Genomic DNA, 21,772 nt, shown 5'->3' on the forward strand with positions numbered 1-21,772 from the left:
TTAATAGACATTTAGAAGAAAAATATGTATTATGCGTCCTAGTGGTCGAATTTAAAGTGTATTTGTCGAGAGGGAGGCAGTAGCAGGGGGAGCCGAATACTAAGTGACTAGATTTAATAGATTAGTTAAAATCACTGGGGGATTAGGAGCTGGGTTATGTATTCGAGGAATTTTCGCAGGGCAGTTTCGCTGATTTTGATATTAATGTTATCTGTGGTGAATGTAATAGGGGTATCTGCGGCTTCGCTAAAAGCGGGAGTAGCTACCAATATAAAACAGCCGGACGGTAATCATAACATTACAGTCAATAGTGTAGTAGACGTTACGTACAAAGATCTTAAGACTCTGCAAGAGGTCACATTTATTTTGTCCAAGGATGGGGCAGAAATTAACCGTCAGGTGAAGTCCAGAGGTGAGGCGAAGCTTACAGTGCTCGACGCTGTATATTCCTCCCTCGAATATAGCAGTATTCCTTTTGACGGATTGAAGGCTGGTGAAGAGTACTTGCTGCACGCAGAGTTCGAAGGGATGGAGGGGACAGTCGCTACTGCGCCTCAGAGCATCCATGTCCCTGCAGCAACTGGGATTGAAGTCGTTGTGGAACGGATGGCTAAGGATTCTGATACATATGTGAAGGCCGTTAATGACGAGATCCGCAGTGATGATACCAATATAAGACTAACCATTCTTAAGAATGGTGTACCGGCAGTGCAGGAACAGGTTGGTGTCTGGAGCTATTATTCCTCTACCAGCTTTACTACAGATGCATATGGCCAGATTCAGCTAAAAGGAAAAAACAGCTTCAGGTTCAACAGCTCTGTTATTTTTGTAATGCTGATGCAAGGCAGCGATCAATATGAGGTTAAGCCTGTCTATGTGGCAGATCTTCAACAGGCAGGTACATACACGGCTGCGATCCGGTATCTGGGTGCTGACGGCAAGCTGCTGCATACCCAGAATGCCAGCTCCTCTTCATGGCCTTCGGGGGTTGCTAACCGTTATGGTGTTGCAGGACTTGATGTCCTGGTGTTGAAAACAGGCGTTATAGCCGGAAGTTATTCGAGCCACGTTGTAACCGAAGATAGAACGTATCTGTTCCAGGTCAGCCAATCGGCATTGTACTCGTCTGTTGACGGAGTGCATAAAGCGATTATTGAGGATGCCAGTGATTATAGCCGCCTGAATCTTCATTATACCTGGGATAATAACCCGGTGAGGCTGGAGTCGTATTCCCTTATTGACAACAATCAATATAAACAGATTAATGCGAGTAATACGGTGTTCCGATCACCGGCTATTTATGTTAAGAAGAATAAGGAGTACGAAATTACTGCGGTAGGCGTAATCGAAGGCACGAATGATAAAGTAGTATACCGCAATCAGATTAAGCCTGTGGAAGCTGTGGCTGAAGTAACCGCTGCTGCGAATCAGGCTGATTACAGTGTCCTGAACCTTCAGGTGCCTAAGCAGAGTTCAGGTGACGGGCAGGTACAGCTGTCGTATCTCAATACCAAATTCAACTATAGCCAGGTCAGCACTTCACTGCCTGCAACCGGCGGTAAGGTCTATGTGCGCAAGGGCGAAGAGCTTCATCGTCTGACCAGCAATATCGCAGCTTCCGCTACAAGTCAGAGCAATAATAATAACCGGATTGTACTGAAGGATTTTTTCACTCCGGAGGATAGTGAATATTCACTGCAGGGCGGAAGCACGTATACAGCCCGGATCGATGTTGTAGTGCCGGACACCTCTTACTACGGCCAGGATGAATTACGGGGTGAGGTTGTATTAGGCGAGAGTGTTGAGAATCAGGTTGTTATGACTGATGAATATGGAAATGTTATTGATCTGAACAGCACATATAAGCTGTCAATTACGGATGAGAGCGGAAAGGTGCTGTCCAATGATTCACTGTATTGGACAACAGAAGAACAGAACGGTCACCCGGTCCGCATTAATCAGCGGGATTGGAAGCCTGTTAATGCAGGAAGCTATAAGGTTCAATTGTTCCCTAATGTCTACAGCGGCGGCCAATATATCAATGGCGAGCTGCTTGCCGAGGCGGACCTGAAGGTACTGCCTAAGAACGAGTTCGATGTAGAGATCAGAGGCAAGGATGGTAAGCTGGTCGATCTGGTAGACAAGCCTTATCTCACCGTTGACCAGGCCAAGCAAGTAACAGTTACCGTACGGAAGCATGTTACCGGCGGACAAGGTGAACTGCAGGCCGGAGTAGCAATCAGCCGTTACGGTGAATTGCTGGGAGTTACGGATGCTCAAGGGAAATTCGTGATACCTGCGGAGCAGTCCACTTATCTTGGGGAACTAATGTTCAAGAAACCGGCCTTCCTATTCAAAAAAGTAAAAGTAGCGGTAATTAATCCGCAGACTGAAGCGGTTATCCGCGTCCGCGGGCTGGATAAGGCCGAGGGCAGCAGCTATACCGGAGGGGTACCGCTGGATTATGCCAGTGTGCAGGCAATCACCAAGAATAAGGACGGCAGCTATACAAGAGGCTCCTACTTTATTAGTACATCAGAAGCTCAGGCTATTCTGGTTGTGGATTCCCCTTCCATTGTAGGGGTGGACTTCATTCGTTATAACAGAAGCTATACAGGCGTCGAATCCAAGTATGGCTACTATATGTTCGGATCGATCCAGACGGAGCCGGGTAAGGATTATTCGCTTGTACTGGATGCAAGACAGGAGCTGCAGGAGGTAAGTAAGGTATTGCTGGACAGACCGGCGGAAGATCTGTCTGTCGTACGATCGGACTTGGCCGGTGCAGATAATGTTCCGTATGTTATCGACAGCAATGCACCGGGCGAGAATTATTTTTACGCTACAGAAGGGACCTACAGCATGCTCGCACAGACGGCAAATGAAACCTTTGTTTACCGTGATGGCGTAGTAATCGGGGCTGGAGACAATACCCTGTCGCTGGATGTCCAGGCTTCCGAGCTGGCTACACTGGTTGCACCGGAATCCGGAACAATCTATGGCGTTGAATATTCAACTCCGTATCAGTCAAAGCTTCACAGCTATGCGCACAACGCAGATCAGGTGCAGCTGACTCCGGGTGATGTGACGGTTCAGGTTGATCAATTGTTTGGGGCAACGGAATATCAATATAATATTCATTTTGCGCCGGGAACGCTTAAGGCCGGTACCCTTACAGAGCTTGCTCCGCAGTCCATCCAGGGGCTGGATATTGTAGGGCTGAAGGATGGAAAGCTGGTTCGTGCTGCAGGCGTGAACACACTCGAGATCGGACTCGTTGACAGTGCAGGTAATCAGATCGGACAGATCAAGAAGCCGCAGATTCTGGTTCTCAGCAATGGCGGCTGGTCTAACGGGTACAAATATGTTACGCCAGAGGCTGCTTCCTATGAGATTCAGAGCGAATCTGGCGTTACGCTGTATTCCAACTCCTCTGTCAGCTATCCGCTGACTGTATACACCTATGATTTCACGGGTGACCGTTATAAATATCTGACCAATGGAACGTATATTATCAAAGCTTCACTGGCGCTCGATGGTCAGCAGTATACGTTTAACAAGAAGATTATTATCGAGTCAACTACAGGTGCCATCGTAGAGCCGGGCGACAATGTGCCAGGGACAGATACGGGCACTGATAACGGCAACGGCAATGGTAATGGTAACGGAAACGGCACAAACCCCGGCACCAATACCGGCGGAGTTACGCCTGCTCCAACAGCAGCGGGTACTACAGAAAATGTACAGAAGCAGAATGACAAGCTGCAGGAACTATTGACGAGTACCACCGGTTCAGCGGCAGATAAGGCGGCAGCAGCACAGACAGCCATCAGCAGCATTGCGGATTCGTTCAAATTAGCGGCAACCGCAGCAGAAGCTGAACAGAACAGCAAGAGTCTCACGCAAGCGATGAATAGTGCATCAGACCTGCTGGCAGCCATTCAGGATGCTGCAGCCAAACAGAAGATTGTGGACTCGATTACAGAGCTGGTGGGAAGCGCGCCTTATCTGCTGAGCCAAATGGACAGCTCCGACAAGGCGGTCACAATGGCGAACACGCTGATTGAGAATGCTGCGGCAGTGCTGAATAATGCGCAGGGAGTATCAGCAGAAGAGTTACAGAAGCTGAAGGCGAACGTCATTACCTCAAGCCAGTCAGCGCTTAATAAAGCGGGAGAGGTTACGCTTGCCAAAGCGAATGTAACGGTTGAAGGCAATACCGTCTCATCGCAGCTTGATCAATCCCTGATCAGTGCACAGATTGAGTCTGCCAAGCAGACCTTGTCGGATCTCTCCAAGAATCTGACCAGTAAGCTGGGGGCAGGAAGTGCCGCAGATCTGAAGGTCGGTATTAAGGTCAAGGTACCGCCAGTAGAAGAAGGGATTCACAAGCTGAACACTTCACTTCCGTCGGATATCCTGACACTGGTTAAAGAGAATGATCTTTCCGGCCTGACAATCCAGATGGACCAGACAGCCTTCACGATTGAAGCAGATACCTTCGGTCCCCTGGAAGCAGGACAGACTATTAAACTGGCAGCAGAGGTTGTTGAAAATGCTGTCGTGAATAGACCTAGCCAGGCTGATCCGCTGGCCAGTATTCCGGTAATGGAATTCAGTGCATTTGTAGGATCCGAGCAGGTCAAGAGCTTCAATAAACCAATTGATGTGACGTTTGATGTGTCGGCAATTGATACATCCAAATACTCCGAAGCTAACCTGGAGAATCTGACTGTGTATCTATTGAATGAGGAGAGTCTTACATGGGAGGCTGTCGGCGGCAAATATGACCCTGTCACCCGGACAGTGACAGCACCAAGAGGACACTTCAGTAAATATACGGTTATGCTGGCTAAGGCTGCATTCACAGATGTAGCGGCAAGCCACTGGGCCGTACAGGAAATTAACTATCTGCTGAATAAGGGGATTCTGGATCAGACTGCACAGTTCCGTCCGGCGAATGCCGTTACACGCCAGGAATTTGCAGCCATGATTGCCCGGGCGTATGGACTTAGCGGTGAAGGTCTGACGTTGCCGTTCAAGGATATTGCCTCAGCCGATCCATATTATCATGAGATTGCAGCTGCCTATGCGGCTGGCATTATTACCGGCAAATCGGCAACGGTATTCGAGCCGGAGGCAACCATTACCCGCGAAGAGATTGCAACGATGCTTGCCCGGGCTCTTAAGGCCTTTAATGGCGAGCAAGCTGTATCCCGTCCTGAAGCTGTGAATGCAGTCTTTACAGATGCGGGCAAGATTTCCACATGGGCAGCGGAAAGTGTAGCCCTGACCAAGAGTATCCGGCTGATTGAAGGCTTCGAGGATCACAGCTTCCGTCCGGCTCAGACAGCGAGCAAGGCAGAGGCGGCTGCGTTAATCTATCGTCTGTATCAATTAAAATAGCAGGATGCAATGAAAAAGGTAAGGCCGCAGTGATCCTCTTTGGGGTCGTTGCGGCCTTGTTTTTTATGTTTTTTTGCAAGAATACGCTATTATGATAGTAATACATCTTCTGGGAGTGGATCACATGGAACAAGCCAAAAGGATGCTCCTGATGAACCTTACCGTAAGTTCCTTGATCTTGAGTATCCTGTATGCCGTTATCATAACCAATAGTAATAATAGTCTCGTATCCGGAACACCGTATGCCAGCGGTCCGGGTGATGCGGTTGTATTTGTGCTGTTTTTTCTGATGCTGTACATGTGTCATATGGTGCTTAGTCTGCTGCAGTATTTTATTTTTAGGAATGCGGTATGGCGGCTCTCCGTAAAAATGATCGTTTTTAATGGAGCGGTAGCAGCTATGATTATCATCTTATATGTATCATTAAATGAACTGATTATCCTATTCCTGCTCCTTACTCCGGTCGTCTTCTCTATCAGGGCTGCTATTTAAATATCCTTATAATACCGGCTCCAGCTCAAAATCCTCCGTGCCGCCATTCCACTCGACATGCATTTTTACGGCAGAATCCTGTTCAGGTATTGTGCCGTTTCCGCCGCTGCTGCCCAGATTGTAGATGACGGACGGTCCGGCTGCATCCTCCAGCATTCCGCTGCCGGTGGCTGCGCCTTCGGTAGAGTATGCGTATTGCAATTCTCCGGACGGTGCTGTTTCTCCGCCGATATATTTCAGGAAAAGTCTGGTGATATGATATTCGCTGTCTTTCTTTTGATAGACGTAATAGGAGGAAGCCCAGTTGTCCGTATGACCTCTATATTCATAGATGAATTCCAGTTCCTTGGCCGATTCGATCCCCGTCAGATCCTGCTTCTCTATACCGGAGTAAATGCCGTCCTTCCCGGTGCATCCGCTAATCACGCATGTGCACACCAGCAGTAACAGACAGACTAGTCTTTTCAAATAGGTTCACCGCCCTGTTTTAAATTTAGATAGTAGTATACCATAAAATGGATAACGAGGAGCGTCAGGCTGTTACGCTATTCATGTATCCGCAGGAAAGCGGGCCGGCTGTGGCTGATATACTCTGGGACAGGCTGGCGGGGAAATAAGGGTATGAGGAGAAGAAGGATCTGCTGCTAATAAGTAAAAGCCCGCCCCGGCACCCGTTATCTAAAGAACGGATACCGCCAGGCGGGCTTTCACTTTCTCTAAAGCTGTACTATGGCTTAGTGCGCAACATCCGTCTCCACAATCCATACCTCCGGCAGGTTGCGGTATTGCTCGGCATAGTCGAGGCCGTAGCCGACGACGAATTCATCGGGGATCTCGATACCGCAATAGTCGATGGGGATATCGGCCAGGCGGCGGGACGGCTTGCTGAGGATGGTGCAGATGCTGACGCTGGCGGCTTCGCGGAGGGCGAACAGCTGCTTCAGATGCTGCAGGGTCAGGCCGGTGTCGATCAGATCCTCGACGAGCAGGACATGCTTGCCGCGGATATCCGTGTCGATATCCTGCTTGATGGTGATCACCCCTGAGGTGGTGGCGCTGCTGCCGTAGCTGGATACAGACATATAGTCAACGGCGACAGGGAAGGTAATCTCCCGCATCAGGTCGGACATGAATACGGCTGCGCCTTTCAGAATGCCGATCAGGACAAGCTCTTTCCCTTCATAATCGCGCGAGATGACAGCGCCCAGCTCCCTTACCTTGCTCTCAAGCTCAGCCTTGCTTACCAGTACCTTGCGTAATTCGTTCATAACCACTGCTCCTTGTGCATCGATATTATCTGTCAGGATGTGCGATCCTTCTCCTTAAGCATAACATCATGTGCCCCGCCTTCGTAAATAGTTGTTGCGGAGACAAGGGTGATTTTGGCATGCTGCTGCAGCTGTGGGATGGTTAAGGCGCCGCAGTTGCACATGGTGGATTTGATTTTGCTGATGCTAAGATCCAGGTTATCCTTGAGCCTGCCGGCATAAGGGATGAAGGAATCAACGCCTTCTTCGAATTCCAGCTTGCTCTCCTTGTCGGCATTCCCGAAGTCGTACCGCTGCCAGTTACGGGCCCGGCTGGAGCCCTCGCCCCAGTATTCCTTGACGAAATTCCCGCCGACCAGCAGCTTGCGGCCGGGGCTCTCGTCGAACCGGGCAAAATACCGGCCCAGCATTACGAAGTCTGCCCCCATCGCCAGTGCGAGCACGATATGGTAGTCATGGACGATACCGCCGTCGGAGCAGATGGGGACGTAAATCCCGGTCTGCTCATAATACTCCTGGCGTGCTGCCGCCACCTCAATGACGGAGGAGGCCTGGCCGCGGCCAATGCCTTTCTGCTCACGGGTGATGCAGATCGAGCCGCCGCCGATGCCGACCTTGATGAAGTCCGCTCCGGCCTCCACCAGGTAGAGGAAGCCTTCCTTATCCACAACATTGCCTGCGCCAACCTTCACAGCTTCTCCGAACGTTTCCTTGATGTACCGTATTGTCTCGGCCTGCCATTCCGAATAGCCGTCAGAGGAATCAATACAGAGTACATCTGCTCCCGCCTCTACCAGAGCCGGCACCCGCTCCTTGTAGTCACGGGAGTTAATGCCTGCGCCGACGATCAGCTGCTTGTTGCTGTCATGCAGCTCCAGCGGGTATTCCTGATGGCTGTCATAATCCTTGCGGAAGACCAGATACATCAGATTACCCTCGCCGTTCACAACCGGCAGGCAGTTCAGCTTATGGTCCCAGATCATATCATTGGCTTCGGTCAGCGTAATGCCCTCGTGGGCATAAATTAAGGAAGAGAGCGGAGTCATGAAGGCCGTAATCGGGCATTCCGGCGGAAGCCGGTTCTCGCGGTAGTCACGGCTGGTGACGATCCCCATCAGCTTGCCGGTCGGCTCCCCGTTATCGGTGATGGCGATGGTGGAGTGGCCGCTGCGCGCCTTAAGCGCGAGTACATCCTGCAGCGTATCCTCGGGACGGAGATTGGCGTCGCTGACCACGAAGCCGGCCTTGAATTTTTTGACCCGGCGGACCATTTCGACCTGCTGCTCGACGGACTGGGAGCCGTAGATGAAGGAGATGCCGCCGCTTTTGGCCAGGGCAATCGCCATATTATGGTCGGAGACCGCCTGCATGACGGCAGAGGTTACCGGCAGATTCATCGTCAGCGCCGGTGTCTCACCGCGCTTGAATTTGGTTACAGGCGTGCGCAGGTCCACATTGCCGGGGATGCACTGCTTGGTGGTCAGACTCGGAACGAGCAGGAATTCGCTGAACGTTCTGGACGGCTGCTCATAATAATAAGCCATTATTTTCACTCCTCCGAAGTTAGGTTAACGTTACACCGCCGACAATACCCGTACAGGAATGCCGTAATCCGCCGCGAGCTGCTTGTAATGCTCTCCCTTAGCCAGAATGCCCTGCACTCCGACAAGCTCAATCCCCATCCCCTTCATCTGATCGGCAATACAGCGGATCGTTGCGCCTGAGCTGATCACATCATCCAGAAGGAGCACCCGGTCCCCCCTCGTGAATCCGTCAAAATAAATATAGTTCTCGTTATACGCCGTCTCCCGCTTAATACATACCTCGTAATTGTCGTACAGCTCCGTGCTGAGCCGCAGGATGTTCATCGGCTTATTCAGCTTGTAGGCCGCCAGCATGCCCCAGGTGTGACCGCCCGGCTCGGGCGATACAATGTAGTCAAAAGCGGGAAACTGCTCTGTAACACTGGCTGCCAGGCTATCGGTAATCTCGCTGATCAGCTCGGGATGAATATAGGTACCGCGCTCGCCGAAAGGATACAGCTTGAAATCATAGGCGGTCTCTTTATTCTTGTAGATCCTCACGTTCTTGGCGTTGCTGATCGATTCACTGAGCCTTGCATAGGATGCGCTCATAGCTTCCACTCCTTTTATCTGAATATGCACAAAAACCCCGGACGACAAGAGACACCGGCAGTATCAAAGGCGGCCAAAAGACGGCGGAACACAGGGTTGTCTGCGTCTGCTCAGCCTTAAGCTTCTTCGCTTGCGGTGTCTCTTGTAGCCTGGGGCAATTTACGGTTGCCTGTAGAAACGCTCAAACCAAATTAATGAGCTTATACAAGAGTTATGTGATTGTTAATTACGTGTTAGATATTGTGACTTTGATTATTTTTATATATGCTATCATTGTGGATTATATGTGTCAATCCTTGTTTTTGTGTCAGGATATATGACGTAATTGGAGTTGGGGCTGATTTGTTTTACTGAAAAAAGGTGATCCGGTACTTTATGTGCAATAGTATGGTTATTAGAAAACGGTGGATATCCGCAAAAAAAGGTTCTGTTAACGGAAGGGGTCAGGCAGCGATGGACAGCTTAAACCGGTGTGGAGTAGAGAAATATACGTTACAGGGAGACGGGGAATGGAATGAGGATGTCCTTGTCGTCAATGAATCTGCAGCCATTTATGGGGTTGTGGACGGGGCGACCTCCCTTTCGCCTTACCGGAATCCGGAGGGATTTACAGGCGGGTATCTGGCTGCGCGGCTTGCTGCTGATTGTTTTGGAGAGCCGGAGGGGCTGTCTTTAGACAATAGGGCTGTCCGGTCCAACGAACGTCTGCATGAGGCAATGGTTAGTGAAGGTGTGGATGTGCTGGATGCCTCCGCGCTGTGGTCCGCTGCGTATGCCGTTGTTGCTGTTCGGGAGTATTCCATCGATTATGTGCAGTCCGGGGACTGTATGCTGCTGTGCAGATACAAAGACGGTACAGTAAGGGCGCTTACACATACACAGGTGGCGCATATCGATCAGAAGACGCTGGACCGGATGGCGGAGCTGCGTGAGTCCGGGGTGCAAGAGCCGGCGGAGCTGCGCAGGCTGCTTATGCCTCTGCTGCGGGACAACCGGAGCAAGGCGAATACGCTGGAGGGCTACGGCGTGATGAACGGGAGTGCGGATTTTCCGCTTTTTCTGGAGAAGGGGACATTCAACCGGGCTAATGTAGAGAGTCTGTACCTGCTTACCGACGGGATTTATTCAGGGGCGGAGAGCTGGACAAGCCTGCTTACATCCATTGATGCAAAAGGGCTCAAGGGCTATGCGGATGAGCTGTATGCGGCAGAGCAGGAGGATGCAAGACTGCAGGCGACTCTGCGGTTAAAAGTGTCTGATGACAAAACCGGACTCGTGCTGCGCTTTGCCTGATTCATAAATAAAATAAAAATAACCCATCATAAACCATAGTACTTTTATGGCTTTTTATTTATAATCATTATTATCTGGATGTCATAAAGAGTTCAAAGGTTTTGTAAAAAGCCGTATTTTGATGTGATATACTTAACACACGTGATTTCGAGATTGTGAAAGACAGTGCCTACACCACTGAATAGAGACTAGGATGGTGAACAAGCGATGCACATTGTCGTCGTTGGCCTGAATTACCGTACGGCTCCCATTGAGGTGCGAGAACAGTTCGCTTTTGCGGAAAAGGATCTGCCCGCAGCGCTTCATCAGCTGATGAAGACCAAAAGCGTACTGGAAGGGGTCGTCGTGGCTACCTGTAACCGTACGGAAATTTATGTGGTCGTAGACCGCCTTCATATGTGCGGTTATTTTATCCGCAGCTTTATGGAGCAGTGGTTCAATGTGAAAAGTGAGCAATTTACACAGCATATGTATATATATGAGGATGAGCAGGCCATTGCCCATCTGTTCCGCGTAACCTGCGGTCTGGATTCGATGGTGATCGGTGAGACGCAGATTCTGGGACAGGTGCGCAATTCTTTTTTGACTGCCCAGAGCGAGGGTGTGACCGGAACGTGGTTCAACCAGCTGTTCAAGCAGGCGGTGACTCTCGGCAAACGCGCACACAGCGAGACCTCCATCGGCGAAAGTGCGGTTTCGGTCAGCTATGCGGCAGTGGAGCTGGGAAAGCGGATCTTCGGCATGTTCACCGGCAAAAGAGTGCTGATTCTCGGCGCCGGCAAAATGAGCGAGCTGACGGTGAAGCATCTGTACAGCAGCGGTGCGGCTGAGGTGATCGTCGCCAACCGTACGCTGTCGCGGGCGGTGGAGCTGGCAGAGAAGTTCGCCGGCCGGCCGAGCACAATTGATGAAGCGCTCCGGCATCTGGACGAGGTTGATATTGTGATCAGCTCGACAGGCGCTGAAGGCTATGTGCTGACTGCGGAGCAGGTAGCTGCCGGCATGAAGCGCCGTCCGTCACGGCCGCTGTTCATGATCGATATTGCGGTTCCCCGTGACATTGATCCGGAAGCGGCTAGTGTACCGGATGTCTTCCTTTATGACATTGATGATCTGGAAGGCATTGTGGAGAGCAACCTTGAGATGCGCCGCAGTGAAGCCGCGAAGATCGAAGTGATGATTGCGGAGGAGATGGATGAATTCCAGGTGTGGCTGAAGACGCTTGGCGTCAGACCGGTCATCCGCGCGCTGCAGGACAAATCAAACTCCATTTATGATGAGACGATGGACAGCCTGTTCAACAAGCTGCCTGAGCTCGATGACCACCAGCGCAAGGTGATCCGCAGGCTGACCAAGAGCATCGTCAACCAGATGATGCATGATCCGATTAATGTGATCAAGGAAATGTCCGGCGGTGACAAGGGAAATGAAGCCCTTGCGTATTTCACACAGATATTTGCCCTGCAGGAGCAGCTTGAGGCCGGCAACGGCGGTAGCAGCCCGGCGCCTGCACCTGTATCTGTGCCGCAGCGGAGTGAGAACGACCGTGTGCCTGCTGCCGAATTCCTTGTGCCTAAGACCGTTTTTGCTCCGGCTGGCCTGCTGGGCGGGTGAGCAGCATGCAACTGCTGAACGGAATATATGATGCCGCTCTGCTGCTATATGCCCTGAGCCTGCTGTTTATTTTCTCGGATTGCCTTCGGCGTAATCCGGGCGGAAAGCGGCTGGGCACAGGGCTTCTTGCTGTTACGGGCCTGCTGCAATGTGCGGGGCTAGTTGTCCGGTTCTCGCAGGAGGGCGGGCTGCCGATTTTTACACCTTATGATTTCCTGTTCTGGTTCTCCTTCAGTATTGTGCTGACGTCGCTGGCCCTTGCCTTTACCCGCGGCGGTGAATTCACCATTCTGCTGCTCAGCGGGGCGGGCTTCAGCGTCTTTCTGCTGAACCGGGTGTGGCTGACGGCGGCGGATCACGGGCTGGAGAGCTGGAGGGCGGTGCACGGCTGGCTGGCGATGCATATCATTTTGGCGAATCTGAGCTTTGGCGCACTGACACTGGGGACGGTATTTGCGATAATGTATCTGTTCCTGCATACGAAGCTTAAGAGTAAACAATGGGATGACCGCATCCGCCGGCTGCCGAGCCTGGAGACAATGGACAAATATTCGTATACCGCAATTCTTGCGGGGGTCCCGCTGCTGATCGTGTCACTGGTGCTGGCGGCGATGTCGATTATTGCCGAGGGGCGGACACCGCTGTTCCAGGATTCCAAGGTACTGACCACGATGGTTGGGCTTGGGGTATATATAGCGTATATCCTGCTGAAGCGGTCCGGCCGCAGAAGCGGTACCGTTATGGCCCGCTGGGCGATTTCAGGGTATGCTTTTATTATTCTTAATTTTCTGCTGAATTCGCTTTCGGACTTTCACGGCTGGAGCGGGAGGTAAGACGGATGACACATTATTTGCCGGTTATGCTTGATGTCAGCGGCCAGAGGATTGTTGTCATCGGCGGCGGGGCAGTAGCGGAGCGTAAGGTGCTGTCACTGCTGGATGCAAAGGCAGGGGTTACGGTGATCAGCCCTGCGCTGAGTACCGCGCTGGCGAAGCTTGCCGGGGAAGGCCGAATCCGCTGGCTAGACCGGGGATATGCCCCGGGAGATGTCCGGGGGGCTTTCCTGGTCTATGCCGCGAGCAGTGATCCGAATGTCAATGAAGCGGCTGCGTCCGAGTGCCGGGCACAAGGACTGCCCGTAAATGTAGCCAGCCGTGCCGAGGCGGGCAATTTCATCACGCCCGGGGTTCTGCGCCGGGGAAGGCTGACTGTAGCCGTCTCGACTTCCGGTGCAGGACCCTCTGCTGCGGCAGGGATTACCGCGCAGCTGGCGGAGCTGTTCGGCGGGGAGTATGAGCCTTATCTGGATTTCCTGCACATGATGCGCACGGAGATTAAGCGGCAGGAGCCTGCGGCAGAGATCCGGGGCCGGCTTCTGCGCCGGCTGGGACAGCTCGATGTGTTGAATGAGCTGCGGCAGGGCACCTTTATAGAGTGGACGCCGGAGGCTATAAGTGCGTGGATTGCGTCGAACCGGGAGGAATAGCGGCAGCTGTGGCGTGAATTCTGAATGCCGGCCGGCCGCAATTTAAGAGTTACAGGTATAAAGTATACAGCAAAGGTATGACAAGTCTAATGGATATCCTTGCATGCCGCAGACTGTATAAGAGTACAATGATTGGGAGAGCGGCGGGAGAAGAAGCTATTGTTACCGGGAGGAATGAAGAATGCGCAAAATTATTGTAGGCAGCAGACAAAGCGCGCTGGCGCTGACCCAGACGGGGCATGTTATTGATGACCTGACCCGGCTGAGCGCGGAGCACGGCTTCGGGTTCACCTTTGAGGTGCACACAATCATTACCAAAGGCGACCGCATTCTGGATGTTACTTTATCCAAGGTAGGCGGCAAAGGGCTGTTCGTGAAGGAAATTGAGCAGGCGATGCTTGATAAAGCAATCGATATGGCTGTACATAGCATGAAGGATATGCCGTCCGAGCTGCCGGAGGGCCTGATTAACGGGGCTGTGCCTAAGCGGGTTGACCCGCGTGATTGTCTGATTGCCACTGGTGCTGCAAGTCTTGGGGAGCTGGCTGAGGGTGCGCGTGTAGGCACCAGCAGCCTGCGCCGCTCCAGCCAGCTGGCCGCGCTGCGGCCGGATCTGGTTATTGAGCCGGTGCGCGGCAACATTGACTCCCGGCTGAAGAAGCTGGAGAGCGGCGAATATGACGCCATTCTGCTTGCTGCAGCCGGACTGACCCGGATGGGCTGGCAGGACCGTGTTACCTCCTACCTTGAGCCGGAGGTATGTCTGCCGGCAGTCGGACAAGGCGCGCTCGGCATCGAGTGCCGCGAGGACGACACTGAGCTGCGCAGGCTGCTCGCGCTCTATAACGATGAGCAGACCGCGCTTACGGTGACGGCGGAGCGGACCTTCCTCGGCGCGCTGAACGGCGGCTGCCAGGTGCCGATTGGCGCTTATGCGGTGCTTGAATCTGGAGCGGCAGCGGTTGCTCAGGGGCAGGCAAGCGCTCAGGCTGAGGGGATTACTGTGACCGGAGGTGAATCCGGGGATCAGGGGGATGCTGCCGGAGCTTCTGCAGAACAATCCGCAGCAGTTGTACAGCCGGGGTCAACTCATTCCGCTGGACGGGTAATTACTCTGACAGGGATGGTAGGGACGCCGGACGGTTCCGTAATTCTTAAAGAGACCCTAACGGGCACAGACCCGGTATGGCTTGGTGAAGAGGTAGCCCGGAAGCTGATTGCCCGGGGTGCAGAGAAGATTCTGGCAGATACAAGGGGATGATGGAGATGGCGGAGAAGACGGGGAAAGTATATCTGGTAGGTGCAGGACCGGGCGATGCGAAGCTGATCACCGTGAAGGGGCTGGAGTGTATCCGCAAGGCGGATGTGCTGGTCTATGACCGGCTGGCAAGTCCGCGGCTGCTGAAGCAACTGAAGCCCGGCGGAGACAAAATCTATGTCGGCAAGCTGCCTGACCGCCATACCATGAAGCAGGAGGAGATCAACCAGCTGCTGGTTGATCTGGCCCTGGAGGGCAAGACGGTGGTGCGGCTTAAGGGCGGGGACCCGACGATTTTTGGCCGGGTGGGCGAAGAAGCGGAGCTGCTGCGCCGGAACGGTATCTACTACGAGATTGTGCCGGGCATTACCTCGGCAATCAGCGTGCCGGCCTATGCCGGCATTCCGGTTACCCACCGGGACTATGCCTCCTCCCTGTCGATTATTACCGGGCATGAGAGCCCGGACAAGCTGGACCATTCCATCCAGTGGGACAAGGTTACGAATGCAACCGGAACCCTGGTCTTCCTGATGGGCGTAGCCAAGATCGGCTACATCAGCAGCCAACTGATCAAGCACGGCCGTCCGCCGGAGACGCCCGTAGCACTCGTGCGCTGGGGCACGCGTGCGGAGCAGGATACGCTGACCGGCACGCTTGCCGACATCGAGGCGAAGGTGCTGGCGGCGGACTTCAAGCCGCCGGCGGTCATTGTCGTCGGCGAAGTGGTGCGCCAGCGCCAGCAGCTGATGTGGGCCGAGGCGCTGCCGCTGTTCGGCAAGCGCATCGTGGTCACCCGCGCCCGCAGCCAGGCGAGCGAGCTGGTGGACCGCATTGAGGAGCTCGGCGGCGAGCCGTACGAGTTCCCGGTCATTGAGACGGTCATGCCGGCAGGCGAAGAGAAGAAGGCCGCTATAGCTTCTGCGCTGGGAGCGCTGGAAGCCTATGACTGGGTCTTCTTCACGAGCCCGAACGGCGTGGAGTTCTTTTGGCGCCACCTGGCGGAGCTTAAGGTGGACATCCGCGGTTTATACCGCGCGCGCATCGGCGCGGTAGGGCCGGCCACAGCCGCCGCGCTGGCGGAGCGGGGGCTGGTGGCCGAGGAGCTACCCGCCCGCTTCCAGGCGGAAGGGCTGCTGGAGGCGTTCGGCCCGCAGCTTGAAGCGGGCCAGAAGGTGCTGCTGCCGCGCGGGGATCTTGCGCGGGAGTGGCTTCCGGCCAAGCTGCAGGAGCTTGGGCTGGAAGTGACCGAGATCGACACCTACGAGACGGTGGTGACGGGAGAGGATGATATCGAGCTGCTGCGCCTGCTCGAGGAGAAGCGCATCCATGCGGTTACCTTCACCAGCTCTTCGACCGTGCGCAACTTCATCGAGATCCTGGCGCGCATGGGCCTGGAAGATCCGGTGGCCGTGCTGGCCGGCGTCAAGATCGCCTGCATCGGCCCGGTGACCGAAGAAACGGCCGTCGCCGCCGGCCTGACCCCGGGCCTGCTGCCTGACGAGGCCACAATTGAAGGCCTCGTGCAGGAGCTGTGCCAATGGAACGAGTCTACGCGAGTAAGGTAGGGCTTGATCTTCTCCCGGCGGGCCAGCTTGCTGGGCGAGGCGGCTTATGGCGTTTTGCGCCGGCGATAAGTAGAAGTAGCAGGCGGGTGTGTAGCTGGATGAGCTACACTGTATTTCGTTAGATGCACCGGCTGTCTGCGAACTGCTGAACACATTAGAATGCTGGCCGGAAGAGCTGCGCTGCGTGTTGTTAGATACCGCCGATTGTGTGCGGGAGTGTGGAACACATTAGAATGCAGACTGGACGAGTTGCGCTGCGTGTTGTTAGATACCGCCTACTGTGTGCGGGAGTGTGGAACACATTAGAATGCAGGCTGGACGAGTTACGCTGCGTGTTGTTAGATACCGCCGACTGTGTGCGGGAGTGTGGAACACATTAGAATGCTGGCTGGAAGAGCTACGCTGCGTGTTGTTAGATACCGCCGACTGTGTGCATAAGTGTTGAACACATTGGAATGCTGGCTGGAAGAGCTACGCTGCGTGTTGTTATATACCGCCGATTGTCTGCGTTGTGGCAGGTAACACTCTCCTGATACGTTTTAACTGCACTTTGTGCAGCTAAAACGGTCATATTTGGCTGGTGCGCAGGAATAGCTGCACTCCGTACAACTAAAGTTGCCTATTTCAGCTGAAAGCTGCTTTTTCAGCCAAAATAGCTGCACAAAGTACAACAAAACGGGTTACTCAGACGAAAATGGTTGGAATAGCTGTACAGAGTGCAGTTAAAGTTAGTATGAGGCTGGCTGGGATATTCGGCCGGAGCAGCATAATAGTACTCACAACACACTATACAGGCAACAAACAGAAACGATGACGTACAAGACCACGTGATGTTTGATGTTTGATGTTTATGGTTTGGTTTTTCCCGACCCAGTAGCCACAAAAATGGCACACCAACACTACAGGTATTCCGGACATGCGCTGACATTGCTCAGTGCTGCCGGACTTTTTTTACATATTAACTACTCAGGAGGATACATCAATGAGCTTTCCAATTACCCGGCACCGCCGTTTGCGCGGTACAGCCGGAATTCGTGGAATGGTGCGGGAGACCGTGCTGAATACATTGGATTTGATCCAGCCGATTTTTGTAACGTACGGGACAGGTGTGAAGACGGAGATTGGCTCGATGCCGGGCGTATATCATTTTTCACTGGATACGCTGAAGGCTGAGGTTGATGAGATTGCCGCGCTGGGGATTCCGGCGGTTCTGCTGTTTGGGATTCCGGAAACCAAGGATGCGGTTGGAACGTCGGGTTTTGCAGATGACGGAATTGTGCAGGAGGCGACACGCCTGATCAAGCAATGGTATCCCGAGCTGCTCGTTGTAGCGGATACCTGTCTGTGTGAGTTCACGGACCACGGTCACTGCGGCATGGTTCACACTCATATGGTGGACGGCGTGGTGCATGGCGATGTCATTAATGATGCTTCGCTTACGCTGCTGACCCGCACAGCGGTATCGCAGGCCAAGGCCGGGGCGGATATTATCGCGCCTTCGAATATGATGGACGGTTTTGTGCAGGCGATCCGCACTGGACTGGATGAGAATGGGTTTGAGCATGTGCCTATTATGTCTTATTCGGTAAAATACGCCTCCGCCTTCTACGGCCCGTTCCGCGAGGCTGCTGATTCTGCGCCGCAGTTCGGCAACCGCAAAACCTACCAGATGGACCCGGCTAACCTGCGGGAAGCGATCCGCGAAGCTGACTCTGATGTGCTGGAGGGTGCCGACATGCTGATGGTTAAGCCGGCGCTGGCTTATCTCGATGTGATCCGGACGATCCGCGACCAGTTCGATCTGCCGCTGGTGGCTTACAACGTGAGCGGTGAGTACTCCATGGTTAAAGCAGCAGCGCTGCAGGGCTGGATCGATGAAAAAGCTATCGTAATGGAAATGCTGACCGGCATGAAGCGTGCGGGTGCGGACATTATTATCACTTATTTTGCCAAGGATGCGGCCCGCTGGCTGCGCGGCTAAACAGAAATAAAGAACAGAACAGGAGTGAATTACATGGGCAATGTGCCATTGTCGCGCCGGGAAGAAGCTTCCCGGAACGCTTTTGAAGAAGCTAAGCAGTATATTCCCGGCGGGGTGAACAGCCCGGTGCGGGCGTTCAAATCGGTCGGCCTGACACCGGTATATGTGGATCACGGGATCGGCTCACGCATCTATGATATCGACGGCAACAGCTTTATCGACTACGTCTGCTCCTGGGGGCCGCTCATTATGGGACATGCCCATCCAGAGGTGGTCAAAGCGCTGCAGGAGACTGCGGTAAAAGGGACCAGCTTCGGCGCGCCGACACTACTGGAGACGGAGATGGCCAAGCTGGTTGTTGAGCGTGTGCCGTCTGTTGATATCGTACGGATGGTTAACTCCGGTACGGAAGCTACCATGAGCGCAATCCGCCTGGCCCGCGGCTATACCGGACGCAGCAAAATCCTTAAGTTCGAAGGCTCCTACCACGGCCATGCGGACAGCCTGCTGATCAAAGCCGGATCGGGTGTCGCTACACTGGGCCTGCCTGACAGTCCGGGAGTGCCGGAAGGGGTAGCAGTGAATACAATCACTGTACCTTACAACGACCTGGAGGGGGTCAAAATCGCCTTCGAACGCTACGGCAACGAAATTGCCGCGATCATCGTCGAGCCGATTGCCGGCAATATGGGCGTTGTGCCGCCGCAGCCGGGCTTCCTGGAGGGCTTGCGCAAGGTGACTACGGGCTACGGAGCGCTGCTTATTTTTGATGAGGTAATGACCGGGTTCCGGGTGAACCGCAGCTGTGCGCAGGGCCTGTTCGGGATTGAGCCGGACCTCACCTGCTTCGGCAAGGTCATCGGCGGTGGTCTTCCGGTCGGCGCTTACGGCGGCCGCAGGGAGATTATGGAGCAGATGGCTCCGGCGGGGCCGATCTATCAGGCGGGGACACTCAGCGGCAATCCGCTGGCAATGGCTGCCGGCTTCAGCACATTGAAGCTGCTGACTCCTGAAGTGTATGACCGTCTGGAAATGCTGGGCGCGCGCCTGGAGGCTGGACTTAAACGCAACAGCGTTGACACCGGCATTCCGCTGACGATTAACCGGATCGGCTCAATGGTCTGCCCATTCTTCACGGAAGGGCCGGTCTATAACTTTGAAACGGCCAAATCCAGCAATCTGGAGCAATTCCGCAGCTACTTCGGCAAAATGCTCGACCAGGGCATTAGCGTGCCGCCATCCCAGTTCGAGGGGATGTTCGTGTCAGGCGTGCACAGCGAGCAGGATATCGACGATACGCTGGAAGCCCACTACCGGGCGCTGAAGTCGCTGTGACGGCTGGCGGCGGAGATAAGCCGAGAAGCGGCGGCTGGGATAAGACAGTAACAGGCAGATGGGATAAGCCTGGAACAGGTGCCGGGAACAAGGCGGTAACAGGCAGTTGGGATAAGGCGGCTCAAGGCAGCGGCGGCAAGGATGTAAAGCGCAGCGAGAAAAAGCCGGCAACAGGCAGATGGGATAAGCCTGGAACAGGTGCCGGGAACAAGGCGGTAACGGGCAGTTGGGATAAGGCGGCTCAAGGCAGCGGCGGCAAGGATGTAAAGCGCAGCGAGAAAAAGCCGGCAACAGGCAGATGGGATAAGCCTGGAACAGGTGCCGGTAACAAGGCGGTAACGGGCAGTTGGGATAAGGCGGCTCAAGGCAGCAGTGGCAAGGATGTAAAGGGTACTCAGTATAAGCCGGCAGAAGCTGGTGGAGACAAGGTGGTAGAAGCTGGCGGTAATAAGGCAGTCCCAGGCGGCGGTGCCTGGAAACGGCGCGGAGAATGGCTCGAAGTCATGCCTGGACGGGCCATTACCGGGGCTGCCGATAAGGAGGCAGCCATTGACCGCTGGCTGCTTGAGACCGCCGGAATGCCGGCGAAGCTCCACGCCCGGCTGCGCCGCGAAGGCGGCATCCAGTGGCGGGGGGACCGGCTGCGGCTGGCGCTTTGGCCGGAGCGGGAGGCAGGCATAGAGCCGGTGTGGCAGGAGGCGGAAGTGCTGTATGAGGATGACTTTTGCCTTGTTGTCCATAAGCCTGCGGGTATGGCGGTCCATCCGGACGGCAGCGGATCGGAGACGACACTGGATCATGTCGTAGCCGCTCATTACGCCGCTTCCGGCGGCGGAATTCCCGTGCGCCATATCCACCGTCTGGATAAGGATACGACCGGACCGGTGCTGTATGCGAAGAATGAGTATGCTCAGCTTGTACTCGATGAGGATATGCGCAGCAAAGACATTTCGCGCCGCTATGCGGCGATCGCTGAAGGGGCTGTGCCGCCTCAGCTCACGGTCATCGACGCGCCGATCGGCCGCGACCGCCATCATGCCTCGCGGCGCCGGGTATCGCCCGGCAGCCAGCCTGCGGTGACGCGGATTACCGGGCTCGAGGTGCTGCGCGGTGCAACCTCGCTGCAGGTCGAGCTTGAGACCGGACGGACGCATCAGATCCGTGTCCACCTCAGCCATGCCGGCCATCCGCTCATCGGGGATGAGCTGTACGGCGGGCCGCGCTGGGGGCTCGCTGAACGCGGCCGTCAGGCACTGCACGGCGAAGAGCTGGCGTTCCGCCACCCTTGGACCCGGAAGCTGACTGTGGTGGCCGACCCGTGGCCAGCAGATATGCTCCGGCTGCGCGAGTCACTGGGCGGTGCGCCTTTGTAATAGAACCGCACCTAGTGAGCCGCTTGACGGGAATATTACTGTGAACTGCGGCGCCAGAACGGTACTTTAGGTGCGGTCTAGTGGTGTGAAATGCATCAATGCTTCGTTATTCAGGGGATATCACACTGAAGGGTGACGCTACCATCTACTTGTCACAACGCCGCAATAGCTGAATCAGACAGGTAGCTGAACGATTTGAAGTAGGCGTTCCGGCGATGACTTCAGTAGAATTATAATGGTCCTTCTGCTGCAATGCTATACAGTTGAAAACCGCGTGGTCTGCTGTTACTTAGCAGCTGCGCAGTTTTTTGCTGTATAAATTACAAGGGGAAATGTAATTTCGTCGGCTGCCTATACTCTATAGTCTCTAGTTTGTAGTTTGTAGTTTGTAGTTTGTAGTTTGTGTTTGTAGTCCGAATTTTAAACTCCAAACTTTGTCGGAGCACTCCTGATAGCTTACCGGTTGAAGCAGTCGGTACGACGATGGCTTAAGTTAAAGTATAATGGTCTGTTCTGCTGCAATACTATACAGTTGAAAACCGCGTGGTCTGCTGTTACTTAGCAG

At 54.1% G+C, this 21,772-nt stretch carries 15 protein-coding genes and 1 riboswitch; of the genes, 11 read left to right on the top strand and 4 right to left on the bottom strand.

The features are described from left to right. Nucleotides 1-156 precede the first annotated feature (156 nt). Both BN3772_RS09385 and BN3772_RS09390 read left to right on the top strand, forming a co-directional pair. Entirely contained in the window at nucleotides 157-5,406 is a 5,250-nt protein-coding gene (locus BN3772_RS09385) for an S-layer homology domain-containing protein (RefSeq protein ID WP_042199059.1), read from the top strand. Nucleotides 5,407-5,530: 124 nt separating this feature from the next. Beyond that, nucleotides 5,531-5,899 (top strand): hypothetical protein, encoded by a 369-nt coding sequence (locus BN3772_RS09390; protein ID WP_042199060.1) that lies wholly within the window; start codon nucleotides 5,531-5,533, stop codon nucleotides 5,897-5,899. Nucleotides 5,900-5,905: 6 nt separating this feature from the next. Here the strand turns inward: BN3772_RS09390 and BN3772_RS09395 are convergent, their stop codons facing one another. From BN3772_RS09395 to BN3772_RS09410, 4 genes are all read right to left on the bottom strand, one after another. Further along, entirely contained in the window at nucleotides 5,906-6,325 is a 420-nt protein-coding gene (locus BN3772_RS09395) for a hypothetical protein (RefSeq protein ID WP_042199061.1), read from the bottom strand. Nucleotides 6,326-6,633: 308 nt separating this feature from the next. Beyond that, nucleotides 6,634-7,167 (bottom strand): hypoxanthine phosphoribosyltransferase, encoded by a 534-nt coding sequence (hpt, locus tag BN3772_RS09400; protein WP_042179839.1) that lies wholly within the window; start codon nucleotides 7,165-7,167, stop codon nucleotides 6,634-6,636. A 32-nt stretch (nucleotides 7,168-7,199) separates the two neighbouring features. Then, nucleotides 7,200-8,711: an IMP dehydrogenase gene (locus tag BN3772_RS09405; RefSeq protein ID WP_042199062.1), complete on the bottom strand. Its 1,512-nt coding sequence runs from the start codon at nucleotides 8,709-8,711 to the stop codon at nucleotides 7,200-7,202. Nucleotides 8,712-8,741: 30 nt separating this feature from the next. After that, nucleotides 8,742-9,302 carry a phosphoribosyltransferase gene (locus BN3772_RS09410; RefSeq protein WP_042199063.1) on the bottom strand — a complete coding sequence of 187 codons (561 nt, stop codon included), beginning with the start codon at nucleotides 9,300-9,302 and terminating at the stop codon, nucleotides 8,742-8,744. Between the two features lie 125 nt (nucleotides 9,303-9,427). Continuing rightward, nucleotides 9,428-9,530, bottom strand: a riboswitch (purine riboswitch). 225 nt (nucleotides 9,531-9,755) lie between these two features. Here BN3772_RS09410 and BN3772_RS09415 point away from each other — a divergent pair. From BN3772_RS09415 to BN3772_RS09455, 9 genes are all read left to right on the top strand, one after another. Beyond that, nucleotides 9,756-10,595, top strand: a complete 840-nt coding sequence (locus BN3772_RS09415; RefSeq protein WP_042199064.1) for a protein phosphatase 2C domain-containing protein — start codon at nucleotides 9,756-9,758, stop codon at nucleotides 10,593-10,595. A gap of 207 nt (nucleotides 10,596-10,802) precedes the next feature. Next, the gene (gene hemA, locus BN3772_RS09420; RefSeq protein ID WP_042199065.1) at nucleotides 10,803-12,209 is read left to right on the top strand and encodes a glutamyl-tRNA reductase; all 1,407 of its coding nucleotides are present in this window, start codon (nucleotides 10,803-10,805) and stop codon (nucleotides 12,207-12,209) included. 5 nt (nucleotides 12,210-12,214) lie between these two features. Beyond that, complete coding sequence (gene ccsA / locus BN3772_RS09425; protein ID WP_042199066.1) at nucleotides 12,215-13,042, top strand: cytochrome c biogenesis protein CcsA; 828 nt, start codon at nucleotides 12,215-12,217, stop codon at nucleotides 13,040-13,042. Between the two features lie 5 nt (nucleotides 13,043-13,047). Then, nucleotides 13,048-13,695 carry a precorrin-2 dehydrogenase/sirohydrochlorin ferrochelatase family protein gene (locus BN3772_RS09430; protein ID WP_042199067.1) on the top strand — a complete coding sequence of 216 codons (648 nt, stop codon included), beginning with the start codon at nucleotides 13,048-13,050 and terminating at the stop codon, nucleotides 13,693-13,695. Between the two features lie 181 nt (nucleotides 13,696-13,876). Then, entirely contained in the window at nucleotides 13,877-14,956 is a 1,080-nt protein-coding gene (gene hemC, locus BN3772_RS09435) for a hydroxymethylbilane synthase (RefSeq protein WP_042199068.1), read from the top strand. A gap of 5 nt (nucleotides 14,957-14,961) precedes the next feature. Further along, complete coding sequence (gene cobA / locus BN3772_RS09440) at nucleotides 14,962-16,518, top strand: uroporphyrinogen-III C-methyltransferase (protein WP_042199069.1); 1,557 nt, start codon at nucleotides 14,962-14,964, stop codon at nucleotides 16,516-16,518. A gap of 982 nt (nucleotides 16,519-17,500) precedes the next feature. Then, a complete protein-coding gene (hemB, locus tag BN3772_RS09445; protein WP_042199070.1) occupies nucleotides 17,501-18,499 on the top strand; it encodes a porphobilinogen synthase in 999 nt (332 codons plus the stop codon). A gap of 33 nt (nucleotides 18,500-18,532) precedes the next feature. Next, nucleotides 18,533-19,834, top strand: a complete 1,302-nt coding sequence (hemL, locus tag BN3772_RS09450; RefSeq protein WP_086074490.1) for a glutamate-1-semialdehyde 2,1-aminomutase — start codon at nucleotides 18,533-18,535, stop codon at nucleotides 19,832-19,834. Nucleotides 19,835-20,337: 503 nt separating this feature from the next. Next, nucleotides 20,338-21,207: an RluA family pseudouridine synthase gene (locus BN3772_RS09455; RefSeq protein WP_042199076.1), complete on the top strand. Its 870-nt coding sequence runs from the start codon at nucleotides 20,338-20,340 to the stop codon at nucleotides 21,205-21,207. Nucleotides 21,208-21,772 lie beyond the last annotated feature (565 nt).

Origin of the sequence: Paenibacillus camerounensis, assembly GCF_000723885.1 — a bacterium.
Classification (GTDB): domain Bacteria; phylum Bacillota; class Bacilli; order Paenibacillales; family Paenibacillaceae; genus Paenibacillus_AQ; species Paenibacillus_AQ camerounensis.